This is a genomic window from Teichococcus wenyumeiae (assembly GCF_003696345.1).
Lineage (GTDB): Bacteria > Pseudomonadota > Alphaproteobacteria > Acetobacterales > Acetobacteraceae > Pseudoroseomonas > Pseudoroseomonas wenyumeiae.
The window spans coordinates 1-15107 of the sequence record NZ_RFLX01000013.1; the positions used below are offsets into that span (position 1 = coordinate 1).

At 67.6% G+C, this 15107-nt stretch carries 17 protein-coding genes; 6 read left to right on the plus strand and 11 right to left on the minus strand.

Going from position 1 to position 15107, the window contains the following annotated elements:
- Positions 1 to 163: 163 nt before the first annotated feature.
- On the minus strand, positions 164 to 391 hold the full coding sequence (locus EBE87_RS16600) for a DUF4170 domain-containing protein (RefSeq protein ID WP_120639351.1): 228 nt from the start codon (positions 389 to 391) through the stop codon (positions 164 to 166).
- A 1113-nt stretch (positions 392 to 1504) separates the two neighbouring features.
- Between EBE87_RS16600 and EBE87_RS16605 the strand changes: the two genes are divergently transcribed.
- Positions 1505 to 2464 (plus strand): replication initiator protein A, encoded by a 960-nt coding sequence (locus EBE87_RS16605; RefSeq protein WP_120639350.1) that lies wholly within the window; start codon positions 1505 to 1507, stop codon positions 2462 to 2464.
- Positions 2465 to 2494: 30 nt separating this feature from the next.
- On the opposite strand, the gene EBE87_RS16610 is transcribed toward EBE87_RS16605, so the two are convergent.
- The 6 genes from EBE87_RS16610 to EBE87_RS16635 form a co-directional block, all read right to left on the minus strand.
- Positions 2495 to 2719: a helix-turn-helix domain-containing protein gene (locus EBE87_RS16610; protein WP_233553306.1), complete on the minus strand. Its 225-nt coding sequence runs from the start codon at positions 2717 to 2719 to the stop codon at positions 2495 to 2497.
- A 5-nt stretch (positions 2720 to 2724) separates the two neighbouring features.
- On the minus strand, positions 2725 to 2973 hold the full coding sequence (locus EBE87_RS16615) for a hypothetical protein (protein ID WP_120639349.1): 249 nt from the start codon (positions 2971 to 2973) through the stop codon (positions 2725 to 2727).
- Positions 2974 to 3008: 35 nt separating this feature from the next.
- Positions 3009 to 3869, minus strand: coding sequence for a septum site-determining protein MinD (gene minD, locus EBE87_RS16620; RefSeq protein WP_120639348.1), 861 nt, complete (start codon positions 3867 to 3869; stop codon positions 3009 to 3011).
- Between the two features lie 41 nt (positions 3870 to 3910).
- Complete coding sequence (gene minC / locus EBE87_RS16625) at positions 3911 to 4621, minus strand: septum site-determining protein MinC (protein WP_120639347.1); 711 nt, start codon at positions 4619 to 4621, stop codon at positions 3911 to 3913.
- A 118-nt stretch (positions 4622 to 4739) separates the two neighbouring features.
- Positions 4740 to 5435 carry a hypothetical protein gene (locus tag EBE87_RS16630; protein ID WP_120639346.1) on the minus strand — a complete coding sequence of 232 codons (696 nt, stop codon included), beginning with the start codon at positions 5433 to 5435 and terminating at the stop codon, positions 4740 to 4742.
- The gene (locus tag EBE87_RS16635; protein ID WP_120639345.1) at positions 5432 to 5794 is read right to left on the minus strand and encodes a hypothetical protein; all 363 of its coding nucleotides are present in this window, start codon (positions 5792 to 5794) and stop codon (positions 5432 to 5434) included. Before EBE87_RS16635 ends, EBE87_RS16630 begins: the two co-directional genes overlap by 4 nt.
- Before the next feature lie 140 nt (positions 5795 to 5934).
- On the opposite strand from EBE87_RS16635, the gene EBE87_RS30335 reads away from it, so the two are divergent.
- The 5 genes from EBE87_RS30335 to EBE87_RS16660 all read left to right on the plus strand — a co-directional run bounded on the left by EBE87_RS30335 (position 5935) and on the right by EBE87_RS16660 (position 10688).
- Positions 5935 to 7185, plus strand: a complete 1251-nt coding sequence (locus tag EBE87_RS30335) for a hypothetical protein (protein ID WP_120639344.1) — start codon at positions 5935 to 5937, stop codon at positions 7183 to 7185.
- A gap of 108 nt (positions 7186 to 7293) precedes the next feature.
- Positions 7294 to 7644, plus strand: coding sequence for a response regulator (locus EBE87_RS16645; protein ID WP_456316285.1), 351 nt, complete (start codon positions 7294 to 7296; stop codon positions 7642 to 7644).
- Between the two features lie 11 nt (positions 7645 to 7655).
- The gene (locus tag EBE87_RS16650) at positions 7656 to 8312 is read left to right on the plus strand and encodes a protein phosphatase CheZ (protein ID WP_233553305.1); all 657 of its coding nucleotides are present in this window, start codon (positions 7656 to 7658) and stop codon (positions 8310 to 8312) included.
- 63 nt (positions 8313 to 8375) lie between these two features.
- The gene (locus EBE87_RS16655; RefSeq protein WP_120639342.1) at positions 8376 to 9971 is read left to right on the plus strand and encodes a flagellar hook-length control protein FliK; all 1596 of its coding nucleotides are present in this window, start codon (positions 8376 to 8378) and stop codon (positions 9969 to 9971) included.
- A 24-nt stretch (positions 9972 to 9995) separates the two neighbouring features.
- Positions 9996 to 10688, plus strand: a complete 693-nt coding sequence (locus EBE87_RS16660) for a flagellar hook assembly protein FlgD (protein ID WP_120639341.1) — start codon at positions 9996 to 9998, stop codon at positions 10686 to 10688.
- Between the two features lie 15 nt (positions 10689 to 10703).
- Here EBE87_RS16660 and EBE87_RS16665 read toward each other — a convergent pair whose 3' ends face one another.
- From EBE87_RS16665 to flhA, 4 genes are all read right to left on the minus strand, one after another.
- A complete protein-coding gene (locus tag EBE87_RS16665) occupies positions 10704 to 11105 on the minus strand; it encodes a flagellar basal body-associated FliL family protein (RefSeq protein ID WP_120639340.1) in 402 nt (133 codons plus the stop codon).
- A 93-nt stretch (positions 11106 to 11198) separates the two neighbouring features.
- A complete protein-coding gene (locus tag EBE87_RS16670; RefSeq protein WP_120639339.1) occupies positions 11199 to 12278 on the minus strand; it encodes an EscU/YscU/HrcU family type III secretion system export apparatus switch protein in 1080 nt (359 codons plus the stop codon).
- Positions 12278 to 13039: a flagellar biosynthetic protein FliR gene (locus tag EBE87_RS16675; protein WP_120639338.1), complete on the minus strand. Its 762-nt coding sequence runs from the start codon at positions 13037 to 13039 to the stop codon at positions 12278 to 12280. The genes EBE87_RS16670 and EBE87_RS16675 overlap by 1 nt, the downstream gene beginning before the upstream one ends.
- Positions 13040 to 13042: 3 nt before the next feature.
- Positions 13043 to 15106, minus strand: coding sequence for a flagellar biosynthesis protein FlhA (gene flhA / locus EBE87_RS16680; protein WP_120639337.1), 2064 nt, complete (start codon positions 15104 to 15106; stop codon positions 13043 to 13045).
- Between the last annotated feature and the right edge of the window lies 1 nt (position 15107).

The following is a 15107-nucleotide window of genomic DNA, read 5'->3' on the forward strand; positions in this document are numbered from 1 at the left end:
GTCGGCTCGAAGCTCCCCGTCCGAGGGCGAAGCAGCACGGCATCGGCACGCTTGGGAAGAAGGGCATCCAGACAGCGCTTACGTTCAATTGCACGCAGCCGATGATGTTCTCGCCATGGCTGCGGCTTGGCGGCTGAAAGCCAGCCGCCAAGCCTGAACCTTGTCACGGGGTATTACCGGCAGCCGGCACTGCGCGGAGTACAAAGAGGCGGTGCGACGCGATGTCCACCATGCGGCGCATGCGTTCCAGCCACACCTTTTCTGCATCGGCCAAGCTGTGAAACGGGCCATGTAGCTCTTCAGTGCCAGCTTCTAAATCAGTGAAGCTGGTGTCGCGGAAGATTCCGCCCCAGACAACCCAAATCTCGCGACTGGCCAAGGGATCGTTCATCCTAGTCTCCTGATCATAGTCATGACGTTGACGCAGGCCATATCGCTCCGGACGTCAACGGCTGCAACGTATGCGGATCGTGACCCGACTGGCAGGGGGAGGAGCGACCTTCATCGATCGCATCCAGGTCGGTGCGTTACGCCAGCATACCAGCAGGGTCAGAAAGCCTGCTGCACACAGCGTGGCAACTAGCCCGCCGCCATCTGGCAAGGGCAGATCAGTTGCTGCCAAGAGGATGCCACTGACAAAAATGGCTAGGGGCCAGGGGCGACTGGTGTGCTGCATAGGAGTTCTTCCTCGTGTCCGGCTTTGCCGCCGATAGCGTAGATTATAGCAGCCGCAACTCACCGGCAAAGATTTTTCGCATAACTTTTTTATGCTGCTGCTGCGGATGATCATCCCCGAGCAAGACCAAAGCTAGTTCGGCTGTGGAACAAAGGGCGTTCGGGGTGTCGGTGAAAGGACGAGTCTGCCGCTTCCAATGCCTGACCACTGGAAAATTGAATTATCTTCGCAGACATCAACTTTAGGTTGATTTCTTCCTTCGAAGCCATTGGTGTTGCTCGTCCTTTCGCCGACACCCTTTTAAGGCCTTTGCTGTCACGGCCGGTTCTACCTTTCCGTTGTTCTCAAGCTTATGCGGGCGCTGTCCACAGGCCACCCGAGAAGAGTGTTGAAGAGTTTTAAAGTGAAGAAGTTACAAGGTTACCGCTCCAGAACTCGCAGCATAATCAGCTATTTACGGGGATATTTGTCGCCGTCGCGACGGGTAAGCGTCGGCTTGGCGCCGAGTCTCGGTCGCCTCCGGGACGAGTCTTTGTCCAGCAAAAGCCGAGTCTTTGTCGGCGTGGCGACGTCAGGCTCTAGTAGTGTCGGCGTGACGACGAGGCCGGCCATTGTGGATGACCAGATTGGCCCAGCTAACACCGTCTCCAGGGCCAGTGTCGGCGTCGCGACGAAGTGGTGTCGGCGTGACGACGAGTGCGACATCGGAAAAGCTCGTCGTGACGCCGACAGCTTGCAGCCAAGGCTGGCGCGCTGCTGCTCCCTCCTGCACAAAGATGCCCGTGGCGCTGCTCGCGGCGACACAGGGGCGGCCAGGATGGCGGACGCATGGACGAGCAACAGCAGGCCTTTCAGTTCGGACCGACCGACAGCCCGCTGGTGGGCAAGGTCAAAGGTGACCGCAACACCATGCGCTTCAACTTCTTCTCCCTGAGACGGGAGAAGGAGACGGAGCTACCTCGCTACGACGATGGCAAGACCTGGATTGAGGTAGTCGGCACCAAGCATGGCGTCGCCTCGATCTGGGACAAGGAATTGCTGGTTTATTCCGCGTCCTTGCTGGCCGACAAGATGAACCGGGGCGAGAAGCTGCAGCCTCGCATCACCTTCACGGCGCATGATTTTTTCCTGACCACCGGCAGCACGCCTGGCGGCTCGGCCTATGAGCGGCTCGAGGAATCCCTAGCGCGGCTGAAATCGACCTTCATCCGCACCAATATCGAGACGGGCGGAGAAGGTGAGGACCGCGGCTTCGGCTGGCTGGACGAATACAAGATCCTCTACCGCCGCGGTAAGGATGGCCAGAAGCACATGCGGGCGGTGGAGCTGACGCTTTGTGCTTGGCTGTTCCGCGCCATTGTGCAGGACAAGCACTTCCTGACCTACAGCCCGAAGTATTTCGAGCTGCCGCCGGTGGCCAAGCGCCTTTATGAGATCGCCCGCAGCGGCCCGCCGGGCGGCTTTCGCATGAATCTCAGCAAGCTGCGCAACCGGGTCGGCACCACGCAGGACCTGCGGCGCTTCAAGGCCGAGCTGGCGGCCTATTCCACGCATAAGCGCAGCCTGCCCGACTACGGCATCGCGCTGATCGATCCGCGCCTGCGGCGCGCGCTGGACAAGGGCTTCCCCAAGCCGACGGGGCAGACGCCATTGAAGGCCTGGATGGTGGCCTTCTATCCCACCACCAATATCAACAATGTCCAGCCGCTGGAGAGCATGCCCATGCTGGAAGAAGACGAGCCGGACCCGGCGGAAGCCAGCGAAACCCCGCTGCTGCCTGCCGCCTGAGCCAGCCCGTTCCCCGCCGGGAGGCAGCCTCTAAGGCCGCTGCACCCCGACGGAGCCGTCCCGGCGGAAGACCGCGCCGTGCTGCACCAGGATCTCCTGCACCTTGGCAAGGGTGCGGCTGGTGACGTTGCCCTCGCCCTCAATGCGACTGAGGGTATTGACCGAAATACCGGCCGCGCCCGCCAAGTCCCGCAGCGTCAGCCCGACCGCCGCACGAGCCATGCGGCACTGCGAGGCGGTGATCAGCATGGCCATGGCGCTCAGCGTCCCGGCGTGAGGTCGATCTCAATCTCTCGTACCTCCAGTGTCGGCGAAGTGCCGAGGCGCACGCGCACCCGGCCACCGCGTGCCAGGCGGCGGATCTCGCGCAGGCAGGCATCCTGGATGCGTTGCGCGATGCCGTCACCGAAATTCGCGATGCGGTCGCGGCTCACCTGGGCGCGCAGCCGAACGGCGGCCAAGCTGGCCGTGCTGCGGCGGTGATGGATCAGGCTGATAAGGGCGGCCATGAGGGGAATTTCCGGGCTGAAGGGGGCTTGGGGAGTCAGGCGTGGCGGAACAGGCAGCGCAGCAAGCCGCGCTGCGCCGTCTCGGCCAGCGTGGACAGGAAGCCGGCCGGCTGGGCCACGCGGCCGGCCATGGCAGGGCTGTGGCGGATTTCGGCCAGGAAGCGCATGGCGGCGGCGCGATAGGCGCGGCCGACCTCGGTGCCGGTCTCCAGGCTTACCGGGCGACCGGCGTTGGAGGCGCGCAGCACTGTCGGACTTTCCGGCACCACACCCAGCAGCGGCATGGCCAGGATGTCCTGAATGGCGGGCAGGGACAGCATCTCGCCACGCTTCACCCGCTCCTCGTTGTAGCGGGTGACGACCAGATGCTCCCGCACTGGCGTCAGGCCAGACTGGGCGCGGCGGGAACGGGCGGCGATATAGCCCATGATGCGGTCAGCATCCCGCACCGAGGTCACCTCGGGGTTGCAGACCACAATGGCATGGTCGGCGTGGTGCAGGGCCATCATGGCGCCGTGCTCGATGCCGGCGGGGCTGTCGCAGAGGATATAGTCGAAGGCCGGCGCGAGCAGGTTCATCACATGGTCGATGGCCTCCGGCGTCAGCGCCTCCTTGTCCGTAGTCTGGGAGGTGGCGAGGAGCTGCAGGTTCGGCACCCGCTTATCCCGCACCAGCGCCTGAGACAGGTTGGCCGTGCCATGCGCCACATGAAGGAAATCATAGACCACCCGCTTCTCCACCCCCATGACGAGATCGAGGTTCCGCAGGCCCATGTCGAAATCCACTACGCAGACGCGGTGGCCTTGCAGCGCCAGCGCGGCGCCGAAAGCGGCGGTGGTGGTCGTCTTGCCGACGCCGCCCTTGCCGGAGGTGACGGTGATAATGGTTGCGGACATCGGGTTTCTCCCTGAGGTCGGTGGTTCGGACAGGATCGGGGTCAGGGCAGGGGGGCGAAGCGCAGCGCGCCATCGTCCAGGCTGACCTGGGCCGGGCGCTTGGCCCAGCCGGGGGGAAAGTCCTCGGCGCCGAGGTAGAGACCGGCGATCGAGACCATTTCCGCGTCAAACGTTTTCGCAAAGATGCGGGCGTGAGGATCATCGCCTAGCCCCGCACTGGCGGCGCCACGCAAGGCGCCATAGACATGGATGCAGCCATCCGCCAGCAACTGCGCGCCGGGCGAGACGGAATGCAGCACGATCAGATCGGCCTCGGCGGCATAGATGCGCTGGCCGGAACGCACCGGTTCCTGGACGATCACCGGCGGGCGGCGGATGCGTTCGGCGGAGAGGTTCTGGCGCGGCTCAGGGTCCAGCACGCGGCCGAGGCCACTGGCCAGCGCCGCCTGCTCCACTTTAGCGTCGCCGGCGCGAAAGGCGGCGGGCACCAGGCCGCGCTGGCGCAGCAGCGCCACGGCCTCCGCCACCCGTGGCGCGGAGGCCGCAGGCAAGGCGGTGAGATCCAGGATGGCCGGGGCATGGCGGAACAGGCCCGCCATGGCCGCCAGGCGGGCGGAAAGCGCCCGGTCCAACTCCTGCACCGCCACATCGGCGATCTCGACCGTCAGAAAAGGATGCACCCGCCCGCGCAGCCGCAGCGGCGTCTCGCTGGCCTGGCGCCGCATGGCTGAAGGGGGCAGGGGTGTTGTCATCGATTAAACCGCCTTCTGTCGGTTTTCGCTGGCGCGTTTCGTGAACGCCGGCCTGGGCTATCCGCCTGCTGCGGACCTGTATGGGCTTACGTGCATCGGGAATTTTTCGCAAGATAAATCATGCGGCGTGCAACAGCCGTGGCGCGGTGGCCGTGGTCAGGCCATCCAGCCAAGCCAGGGCCTCAGCCATCCAGAGCCGGAACAGGGCCTGCCCGTCACGGAAAGGACCGTCCAGCCGCGCCTGCGCCACCGGCAGGCATTCGCCCCGTAGTTGCGCCAGCGCCAGGCGTTGTAACTGGGCGCGCAGGACGGGTTCCTCCTCCTGCGCCGGCAAGGGCAGGCCGGCAGCTTCTCGGAAGGCGGCGAAGCTGCAGCGCGGCAGGCCATCATCCTCCGGCAGGGACCCCAGGGGGCGCAGCCGTGTGCCATCCCAGGCCAGCAGGCGCAGGTCGTGCCGCGCCATGCCGGGCGGCACAATGAAGCCGGGTACCATGCCGGGCTGCAGCGCCAGTAGGCCACCCAGCCAGTCCAGTCCCGCCGAGAGCAGGGCCGGGCAGGGTATCAGGCTGGCGGAGGCCAGCAGGCGCGCTTCCCCCGCCGCCGCCTGCACAATGCGGGAGCCGCGCGTGGCATGGTCCAGACTCTCGCCCGTCAGCAGGACGGCGACATCGGGATGCCGGAACAGCGGATGCGCCGGCGGCTGCCGCGGCAGGCGGCCAGCCAGCAGCGCCACCAGCGCCTCCGCTTCCTGCAGCGGCAGTGGGTGGCGTAGGGGCGCGTCGAGTTCCAGCCGGGCTTCGCGGATGGCGGTCATGAGCCTGCCGCCTCCCGCGCCGCCAGCCGCCGCCGGCGTTCGGCCGCCGCCAGCGCCGCCTCCACCGCCGCCCGATCCGCTCCCACGCTGTGACGATGCAGCGCCAGCGGCGGCTCGTCATGCGGATCTTCCTCGATCAGCACGACTTCCGCCGGCCGGTCGGCCTGCACGGCGCCGAAGAGCCCCTCGCGATACTGCACCACCACGCGGGGCAGGGCGGCCGGGCGCAGCAGGTCTTCCAAGTGCGCCAGGGCCTGCTCGAATTCTTCCTCGCTTCCCTCGATCTGCACCAGGTCGAGAATCTCGCGGCCGTCCCGGACGAGGCTGGCCTCGCCGGGGCCACGACGGTTGATCTCCATCCGGCTTCTCCTGAAGTGGTAGCAACCAAGGCCGTGGTGACACGCCGCAAGACTCCTATCAACTGTTTTTCGCATAAGTGGCCGTTGACGCCGCGCGGCCCGGGCGGAGAATGGCTTTCTCCTTCTTGTGATTGTCCGCCATGCCGCATCCGAGCTTGCAGGATGGCCCGCTCGCCCGGGTCAACGCCTATGACCTGACCACCCCGGCGGGCCTGGCGTTGCTGCGCCGCTTCGATGCCCAGTTCCACCGCCTGCCGCAGGCGGCGCGTGAGGCCGCGCTGGCCGATCTGCAACTGGTGCTGCCGCTGGCGGACCGTGCCGAGGGCCTGCTGGTGCTGCCCGGTGGCGCCCTGGCTTGGCGCGACGGAGAGACGATTCTCCTGCCCGATCCTGGCTCTGCCACCGGCATCACCCAGGCTGCTCAACTTCGGCAGGCAACGCTGGCGGCGGGGGCCCTGATGGTCTGCCATGAGGCGGCGGGCCTGCGCATCGCCGGGGGTGCGTCCGGCATGCCGCAATCCGCCACCTTGCTGCCGCGGGCATCGGTCCTGGCGCCGCTGCTGCCGGCGCTGGCGGAATGGCGCGGACCGGCGGTGATCCACTGGCACGGCGAGGGCGCTGTGGTCTGGGAGATGGTGCCGGCGCCGCCGCCGCTGGCCCTGGCCGTCAGCCTTGTGGGCGAGCCTCTGCCCCCGGATGCCACCTTGCCGCGCTTTCTCTGGGCCATGGCAGGCGCGGATGAAAGCTACCAACTGCTATCCTCCGGCCTGTCGGCGCATCTCGACGAGATGCTGGCCAGCGAGATCAGCGACGCCCTGCGCTTCGCCCTGGTGGCGCAATGGACCGATGGGGGCGACAGCTTGGCCAGCCGCCTGGCCGATGGGCTGGCCCTGCTGCCCAGCGCCTTCGCGGCCGAGGCGGCGCAACCGGCGGGGTTGGCGGCACTGGCCGAATGGCCGCGGATGCGGGCCAGACTGGAGCCGGCGCAGGCGCTGATCGGCATCGCCGCCGCCGAGGCTGGCGGCCACTGGAACCTCATGCTGCGCCAAGCCTTCCTGGCCGCCCTGCGCGAAACGCTGCCCGCCGGCACCTGCCTGCTGGCCGAGGCTGCCCGCACGGAACCTGCGCCGCTGGATGATCTGGCGGCCGACCGGCTGGTCCGGGGTGCCGCGCCCGCCTTCGCGGCCCTGGCGCCCCTGGCGGCACAGGAGAAACCGCCGGCCTTGCTCCGCCAGGTGGGCGGCTTGGCTTTGCGCCTTGGCGTGCCGGTGCTGCTGGCGGTGCCGGACTGGGGGCTGTGCCACCTGCTGGACCCGGCGGGCACTTCCGGCTGCGGCAATGGCATGGGCTATGGCCTAGGCGCCGCCCTGGAACTCTTTGAGGACGAATAGGGGTCGGCACTGCCATCTGAGGCGCAAAGATCTCTTGCGAAAAATTCTTGCCTGCGGAATGCTGGCGCTGCCGCTCGCATCAAAAGGGACACGCGCGTGAAGATCTTGGTGGTGGACGATTACCCGACGATGCGCCGCATCGTGCGAAATCTTTTGGATCAGATCGGCTTCAAGGATGTGGAGGAAGCCGGCAATGGGGCCGAGGCGCTGGAGAAGATCAAGGTCTCCCGCTACGACATGGTGATCTCGGACTGGAACATGGAACCCATGACGGGCCTGGAGCTACTGAAGCATGTCCGTGCTGACGCGGCGCTGGCGAAGACGCCCTTCATCATGGTGACCGCGGAGAGCAAGACGGAAAACGTGATCGCTGCCAAGCAGGCCGGCGCTTCGCAGTACATCGTGAAGCCTTTCACGGCGGAAACGCTGAAGGCGAAAATCGCTTCCGTCGTGAACTGAGGGAGGTCGCGGTGACCGTGGCTCTCCCCGGGGCTTCCGCCGGAACGCCCCCAGGACCGGCTGCCCCCCAGCAGGGGCTGGCCCGCATTGCCGGCCATGTCGCCGCGATTTCCGGCGAGGTCGATCGGCTGCTCGGCCTGCCCTTCAGCGGCGCCGATGAAGACGACATGCTCGCCCGCGCCATCGCCGAGATGCGCGGCATGTCGAAGCTGCTGGCGGAAACGCGGGCCGAGATTGTCGGCCTGGCGCCGCCGCCCACAGGCCTTGGCGACACGCTAGACGCCGTGGTGGCGGAAACCGAGCAGGCCGCCATGGAGATCATGCGGCAGGCGGAGCGCGCCCAGGCGGCGGCGAAGCGGCTGCATGACGGCACCTCCACCGCAACCGCGGCCGACTTGGCCGAGGTGGATGATGCCGCGACCTGCATCCTGATGGCCTGCGCCTTCCAGGACATCACCGGCCAGCGCATCCGCAAGGTGCTCTCGGCGCTGCGCCATGTGGAAAGCCGCATCGCCACCCTGGTGGCGCTGATGGGCATCCGCCAGGAGGAAGCGCCGCAGCGCCTGGATGGCGCGGCCCCCGGTTCCGAGGCCGCGCTGCTGAATGGCCCCAGTTCCAGCGTCGAGGGCGGGCTGGGCCAGAACGCGGTGGACGACCTGTTCAACTGATGCGCCGGCCGCCTTTGCCCGCTAGGGCGGGTGGCCGGCTGGATTCCAGCCAGGAAGAATCTCATGGCGTTTTCGGTCGGCACTGATCTGGCGGCCCTGCTGACGGCGGCACCGCCGGATGCGGGCTCCCGCCGCGCGGCCGCATCTCCTGTCGCCACACCGGTGGCTCCGCCCGATTTCGCGGATCTGCTAACCGGCCTTGCGCAGGAGGATGGCGTCACCACCAATCCAGCCCTCACAGCGGGCCAGCCCACCATGCCGGCAGCGGCACAAGGCCCGCGCGGCTGCGCCGCCATGGCCACGGAATGGCCCTGGGCCAGCCTGGCCGCCGCAGCCGAGGAGACCGCCGCCCTGGCAGGCCAGTTCCAGCGCCCGTCCGCCGACACGGTGATGCCCGCCGGGGACGCCGCCCCACCCGAGGCTCCGTGGAGCGCTGAGCCAGACGAGCCGGCCCCAATACTCCTTCCGCCGGCAGTGCTGGTGGTGCAGGCGCCGTCTCATCCGCTGCCATCCTTCCCCTTGGCGCTGCCAGACTCTGAAGAGGCCGCCGCATCCTTGATGCGGCCCGCTCCCACTCCAGCGGTGGTGCCGGCTGCCGAACCCGGCATCCAGGCACCCGGCTCGTCTCTGGCCGAGGATATGGAACACCGGACGGCAGACACGCCGCCGGCACCAGACCCTGCTAAGGGTGCTCCCCCGGTTGAAGCCAGGAGATCTGAGGCAACGATGCCGGCCCTGATCGGCTTGAGCACGGATCGTCCGGCTTCGGCTCCGGCCGCCATGCCGGTGGGCATGAGCGCCTCACCCGCGGCGACATCCCCGGCGCCAGCGCCGCAGGCGGTGGAAGTGATCGCGGCTGAAGCTACGGTGGCCGCGATGGTGCCGGAACCGCTGAAGGCGGGCCCGCTGCCGCAGCGCCGCCCAGCCGAAGGGCGCAGGCCCCTGGGCCAGGACGCCATGACACCCGCATCGGGATCGGTGCGCGCTTCCCACCGCGACAACCCGCTGCCTCTTCCGGTTGAACTGACAGCCGCCCGCGACGCCGTGGTACCGGAAAGCCCGGCAGGGACGGAAACCTCGACCCTCCCGCCGCAACAGGGCCGTGTGGTGCCTGCTACCGAAGCCATCATGCGCATGGACCCGGTGGCCGAGGCCAAGGCTCCTGCCACAGAGGCCATGGCCCCGGCTCCCGCCGCGCCGGGATTCCGCGCCGAGGCCCCGCGCCAGGCCGCCCCGCCAGTTCCGGCGCGGCCGCATCTGCCGCCGGAAGCCGGGCAGCAACTGGCCCTCCGTGTTGTCACGGCGGCAGCGAACCGGGTGGAAAGCGTCTCGGTTGATCTGCGGCCGCCGGAACTTGGGCGGGTCGAGCTGCGGCTGACCTTTCACGACGGCACGGTCCAGGTCTCCATGGCGGCTGAACGTGGCGATACCTTCGAGGCTCTGCGCCAGGACCGCGTTCATCTGGAGCAGCAGATGCAGCAGGCCGGGCTCCAACTGAGCAGCGGCGGCCTGGACCTGCAGCATGGCCACCTGCCGCGCGAGGCGCCCGAGCCGCCCGCGACTCTGCCGGCCCCGACCGAGGGCGCGGCGGCAGCGGAGGACGAAGCGCCGCCATCGCGCCGGCCGCCTTCCGACAGCCTGATCGACCTCATCGCCTGACGAGACCCCCAGAGGAACCCAGCCATGGTCACCAGCACCAGCGCCATTGGCGCGGCCACCGGCACCGCCAGCGCCAACCCGACCACGCCCACCACCAGCCTCAGCAGCAGCAGCCAGGACTTCGACCGCTTCCTGAAGTTGCTGACAGCACAAATGAAGTATCAGGACCCGATGCAGCCGACGGACCCGACGCAGTTCGTGGCGCAGCTCGCTCAGTTCTCGCAGGTGGAGCAGCAGACCAAGAGCAACACCCTGCTGCAATCGATCCTGGAACAGGTCAGCGGCGCCGGCAGCCTGTCGCAGAACGCGGCGCTGATCGGCAAGAGCGTGCAGACCAGCGTCAGCAACATCACCCTTCCGGCCAGCGGCAATGCCGCGGCGGTGACGGTGAATATCTCCAGCGCCAGCACGCTGAAGAACCTGCGCATCGAGGTGCTGGACAGTGCCGGCAACGTGGCGCGCTCGGTGCTCGCCGCGAAGGGCGAGACCACCTTTACCTTCGACGGCAAGGATGGCAATGGCGCCCGCATGGCCGCCGGCAGCTATGCCCTGCGCGTGGTGGGAGAGGATGCCAACAACACGCGCCAAAGCGCTGGCACGGTCAGCAGCGCCGGGAAGATCACCGAAGTCCGCCGTGACAGCGCCGGCAGCTTCATGCTGGCCCTGGAGAACGGCAATGCCGTCTCGCTGGACGACATCGCTCGCCTGACCCAGTGAAGCAGCACCCGCCGCCTAGCTGTGCAGGAGGCGGGTGATCACCACGTCCCGCAGTCCTTCCTCGCGCACCTGCGCCAGACTGTCGTAAAGGCTGTCGCGAAGCATTGCGGGATCGGTCTGTCCGGCCCGCAACTCATTGCGCTCGGACATGGACATCAGCTTGCGCAGCACGGCCTGGCGCAGCAGCGGCGAGACATCCTTGAAGCCCTGTATCTCGGCACTTCTGGTCTCCAGCGTCACGGATACGACGACATAGCTCATCCGCCGGCCAGCGGCCGGCAGGTTCACCGTGAAATCGCCCAGTGCCAGGAATTCGTATTCCTTCTTTGCTGCTTCGGCCGCCAGGGCCGGCGCGGTCAGCATCATGGCGCCAGCGAGCCCGCCCAGCAGGGCGCGGCGGGATTGCGGTTTCGGCATCGCGTAACTCCGGCTTCAAGAGAGCCCGAATTTCGCAGCCGACCCCGCCAGCGGTCAAACAAATTGTCTCATTTTTTGTGACGCGCGACGAATTCATGACGTCCGCTTCACCAGACGCTGCTGCGCCCAGACAATGCCGATGACCGTGGCAACCGCCTCGAAATGCGCTGGCGGAATGGTGCCGCCCAGTTCCACCGAGGCATAAAGCGCCCGCGCCAGCGGCTTGTCCTCGACTACCGCGACGCCGGAGGCTTCCGCCAGGGCGCGGATGCGCAGCGCCAGCGCATCGACGCCCTTGGCGATGCAGACCGGCGCATCATCCTGGCCACGCTCGTAGCGCAGGGCCACGGCGAAATGGGTGGGGTTGGCCAGCACCACCGTCGCGGTGGGGACATCGGCCATCATGCGGCGCTGCGAACCCTGGCGCTGCTTCTTGCGCCGGGCCGCTTTCACATGCGGGTCGCCCTCGGTGGAGCGCATCTCCTCCCGCATCTCCTGCAGGGTCATGCGCTGGCGGCGCGCGTATTCGAACCGCTGGAAACCGATATCCACCGCCGCCACCACCGCCGCCACCAGGGTCATGGCGCCGAGCAGGGTGATGACCATGTGAAAGATGATCGGCGGCAAGGCGACCGGGTCGAGCGCGGTCATGCCGGCGCTGTCGTCATAGAGCGGGCGGCCGACAATCCAGCAGGCCAGGGCCACGGCGGCAGCCTTGAGCAGGTTCTTGCCGAACTCAAACAAGGCTTTCAGGCCAAACATCCGCTTCAGGCCCGCCATGGGTGAGACATGCGAGAGCTTGGGCCGTAGTCGTTCGCCCGAGAAGACCACCGTGTTCTGCAGCAGATGCGGCAACAGCGCGCCGACGATCAGCAACCCGAAGACCGGCAACAGTGCCAGGCCGATCGCCTGCATGGCGGCATGACCGGCAGCGCGGTAGCCGAGCTCGTTCAGCTCCAGGAAGGCCTCGGGTTGCTCGATCAGCGGCAGCAGCACCTCGCCGATGCGCCGCACGGCCAGGCTGCCGGCGAGGCCGACCGCCAGCAGCATGGCGGCATAAAGCCCGAAGGAGGAACCTTCGCGGGAGGCCGGGACATCGCCCTTCTGCCGCGCCTGTTCCAGCTTGCGTGGCGAAGCGTCGAGGGTTTTTTCCTGGCCACTGTCCTCTGCCATCAGCGAGGCAGCACAAAAACCTCAGCATAGGCGCCAAGGAGCTCATGGAGAATGCCGGGCGAGACCAGGGCCAGCAGCTGCAAGCCGGCCATCAACAGCGCCGGGGCCCCGATCATGAAGACCGGCATGGCCGGCATGGCGCGGTTGATGCCGGCCATGGCGAGGTTGAAGAGCATGGCCAGCGCCAGGAAGGGCATGGCGAATTGCATGGCGAGGCGGAAGGCGCGGGCCGCCATCTCCGTCACTACCTCGGCCGAGGCCGCCAGTGGCGGTGCCGCCCCCAGCGGCACCATGGCGTAGCTATCCGCCAGGGCGCGCAGCCCGCTGTGATGGCCTTCCAGGGTGAACAGCGCCGCCAGGCCGCCGACATAGAGCGCGGCGCCAACCACGGCGGCATTGTCGCTGCCGACGCCGAAGACGAAGGCGTTGCTGAGGCCGATATTCTGGCCGATGATCTGCCCGGCCGTCTGCACAGCGGACAGCAGCAGACGGGCCAGGGTGCCCAGCAGCGTGCCGGTGGTCACCTCCAGCGCCATGGCGGCCAGGATGGACCAGACGCCCGGCACCGGCACCGCCGGCCCCGCGAGGGGCGCGATGCACAGCGCGGCGGCAAGCCCGGCCAGCAGACGCACCCGCACCGGCACCGCATGCTCGCTCAGCCCCGGCAGCAGCATGAAGGCCGCCGAGACGCGGCAGAAGACCAGCGCCAGCCGGTAGATCTCGGCTGGAAGCCAGGTGGCCAGGGGCAGGGCCGTCTCCATGCCTCAGATCTGGCCCACCGTGCGCAGCTTGGCGCGTTGATGCACCTCGGCATGGGAGATGACGGCGATGGTCGGGTTGATGCGCTCCACCAGGTGCCGCACGAAGGGCCGCACCTGGGCCGAGGTCAGCACCGCCGGCCAGTCGCCCCGCGCCGCTGCCTCGGCGATGCGGGCGCGGGTGGCGGTGACCAGTTCCTGGATCTTGCTGGGGGCCATGGCGAAGGAGCGGTGGTCGCCTTCCTCATGAATGGCGGTGCCGACCTCCCGCTCCCACTCGGGGGAGAGGAGAATGGCGGTGATATAGCCATCCTCCTGCGCCAAGCCGCGGCAGATCTGCAACGAAAGGCGCTGGCGCACATGCTCCGTCAGCATGGAGACATTGCGGGTGAAACTGGCGGCCTCGTGCAGGGCTTCCAGAACCAGCGGCAGGTTACGGATAGAAACCCGCTCGGCCAGCAGCGTGGCGAGCACCTTCTGCACCGTCGCCAGCGGCAGGATGGCGGGGATGAGGTCGGACACCAGCTTCTGCTGCTCCTTCTCCAGCCCGTCCAGCAGCTTCTGGGTCGCCGCATAGCCCTGCAGCTGCGCCATGTAGCCCTTCAGCACTTCCGAGAGATGCGTGGTCAGCACCGTCTCGGCATCCACCACCGTCAGGCCCTGGGCCATGGCGGCCTCGCGCAGATGCGGCTCGATCCAGCGGGCGCGGATCTTGAAGGACGGCTCGTGCGTGTCGATGCCGGGCACGGTGAGGTCCTGGCCGCCAGGGGCGAAGGCCAGCAGGCGGCCCAGCATCAGCGTCTCCCGCGCCACCTCCACACCCTGGACCTGCACCGAATATTCGCCGGAGCCGAGGTCCATGTTGTCCTTGATGCGCACGGCCGGAAGGATGAAGCCGAATTCCAGCCCGAAGGCGCGGCGCAGCTTCTTGATCTTGTCCGTTAGGCTGCCCTGGCGGCCGGAGGTCAGGGACACCAAGCCCATGCCGAGTTCCAGCCGCACATCGTCCACCCGGATCAGCTCCGCCATGGATTCCTCGCGCGGCGTGGCATCGGGTTCCGGCTCACCGGCGGCAGCCGCGGCGGCACGGCGCTCCACGGCACGATGGGCGAACCAGCCGCCGCCGGCGGCGATGGTGGCGAGCGCCATGAAAGGCAGGAAGGGCAGGCCGGGCAGCACGGCGAAGAGCATGGAAAGACCCGCCGCCAGGTACAGCGGCTTCGGCTGCGCGCCGAGCTGGCTGATGAAGGCCTTGTCGGTGGAGCCGCGCACGCTGCCCTTGGAGACGAGCATGCCGGCGCCCACCGAGACGATCAGCCCGGGGATCTGCGAAACGATGCCATCGCCGATGGCCAGGGTGACGTAGTTGCTGGCTGCCGCTTGCAGGTCCAGCCCATGCCGCAGCGTGCCGACGACAATGCCGCCTAGCACATTGACCACGGTCACGATGATGGACGCGACCGCATCGCCGCGCACGAATTTCGAGGCACCGTCCATGGCGCCGAAGAAGGAATTCTCGTCCTCCAGCTCCCGCCGCCGGCGCTTCGATTCGGCATCGTCAATGGTGCCGGCCGCAAGGTCGGCGTCGATGGCCATCTGCTTGCCCGGCATGGCATCCAGGCTGAAGCGGGCGGCCACTTCCGCGATGCGGCTCGCGCCCTTGGTGACGACGATGAAGTTCACCACGATCAGGATGGCGAAGACGATCACGCCGATGATGAAATCGCCGCCCACAATGAAGCCGGCAAAGCCGTGGATGACGCTGCCTGCGGCATCCAGCCCCTTATGGCCATTGGCCAGGATCAGCCGCGTGGTGGCGAGGTTCAGCGCCAGGCGCAGCAGCGTCGCCACCAGCAGCACGGTGGGAAAGACCGAGAAATCCAATGGCCGCTCGATCCAGATGGCCACCATCAGGATCAGCACGGAGAGGGTGATGGAGGTGGCGAGGCCGAGATCGACCAGCCAGCTCGGCATCGGCAGCACCAGCACCGCCAGCAGCAGCACCATGGCGGCGGCGAAGAGCAGGTCCTGGTGGCCGATGGCACGACGGAGCCGCGCAAGAAAGCCCATG

Excerpts from the sequence above, each read along its gene's own strand:
- EBE87_RS16600 (WP_120639351.1), bottom strand. The coding sequence starts at position 391 with ATGAACGATCCCTTGGCCAGTCGCGAGATTTGGGTTGTCTGGGGCGGA.
- EBE87_RS16605 (WP_120639350.1), top strand. The coding sequence starts at position 1,505 with ATGGACGAGCAACAGCAGGCCTTTCAGTTCGGACCGACCGACAGCCCG.
- EBE87_RS16610 (WP_233553306.1), bottom strand. The coding sequence starts at position 2,719 with ATGGCCATGCTGATCACCGCCTCGCAGTGCCGCATGGCTCGTGCGGCG.
- EBE87_RS16615 (WP_120639349.1), bottom strand. The coding sequence starts at position 2,973 with ATGGCCGCCCTTATCAGCCTGATCCATCACCGCCGCAGCACGGCCAGC.
- minD (WP_120639348.1), bottom strand. The coding sequence starts at position 3,869 with ATGTCCGCAACCATTATCACCGTCACCTCCGGCAAGGGCGGCGTCGGC.
- minC (WP_120639347.1), bottom strand. The coding sequence starts at position 4,621 with ATGACAACACCCCTGCCCCCTTCAGCCATGCGGCGCCAGGCCAGCGAG.
- EBE87_RS16630 (WP_120639346.1), bottom strand. The coding sequence starts at position 5,435 with ATGACCGCCATCCGCGAAGCCCGGCTGGAACTCGACGCGCCCCTACGC.
- EBE87_RS16635 (WP_120639345.1), bottom strand. The coding sequence starts at position 5,794 with ATGGAGATCAACCGTCGTGGCCCCGGCGAGGCCAGCCTCGTCCGGGAC.
- EBE87_RS30335 (WP_120639344.1), top strand. The coding sequence starts at position 5,935 with ATGCCGCATCCGAGCTTGCAGGATGGCCCGCTCGCCCGGGTCAACGCC.
- EBE87_RS16655 (WP_120639342.1), top strand. The coding sequence starts at position 8,376 with ATGGCGTTTTCGGTCGGCACTGATCTGGCGGCCCTGCTGACGGCGGCA.
- EBE87_RS16660 (WP_120639341.1), top strand. The coding sequence starts at position 9,996 with ATGGTCACCAGCACCAGCGCCATTGGCGCGGCCACCGGCACCGCCAGC.
- EBE87_RS16665 (WP_120639340.1), bottom strand. The coding sequence starts at position 11,105 with ATGCCGAAACCGCAATCCCGCCGCGCCCTGCTGGGCGGGCTCGCTGGC.
- EBE87_RS16670 (WP_120639339.1), bottom strand. The coding sequence starts at position 12,278 with ATGGCAGAGGACAGTGGCCAGGAAAAAACCCTCGACGCTTCGCCACGC.
- EBE87_RS16675 (WP_120639338.1), bottom strand. The coding sequence starts at position 13,039 with ATGGAGACGGCCCTGCCCCTGGCCACCTGGCTTCCAGCCGAGATCTAC.
- flhA (WP_120639337.1), bottom strand. The coding sequence starts at position 15,106 with ATGGGCTTTCTTGCGCGGCTCCGTCGTGCCATCGGCCACCAGGACCTG.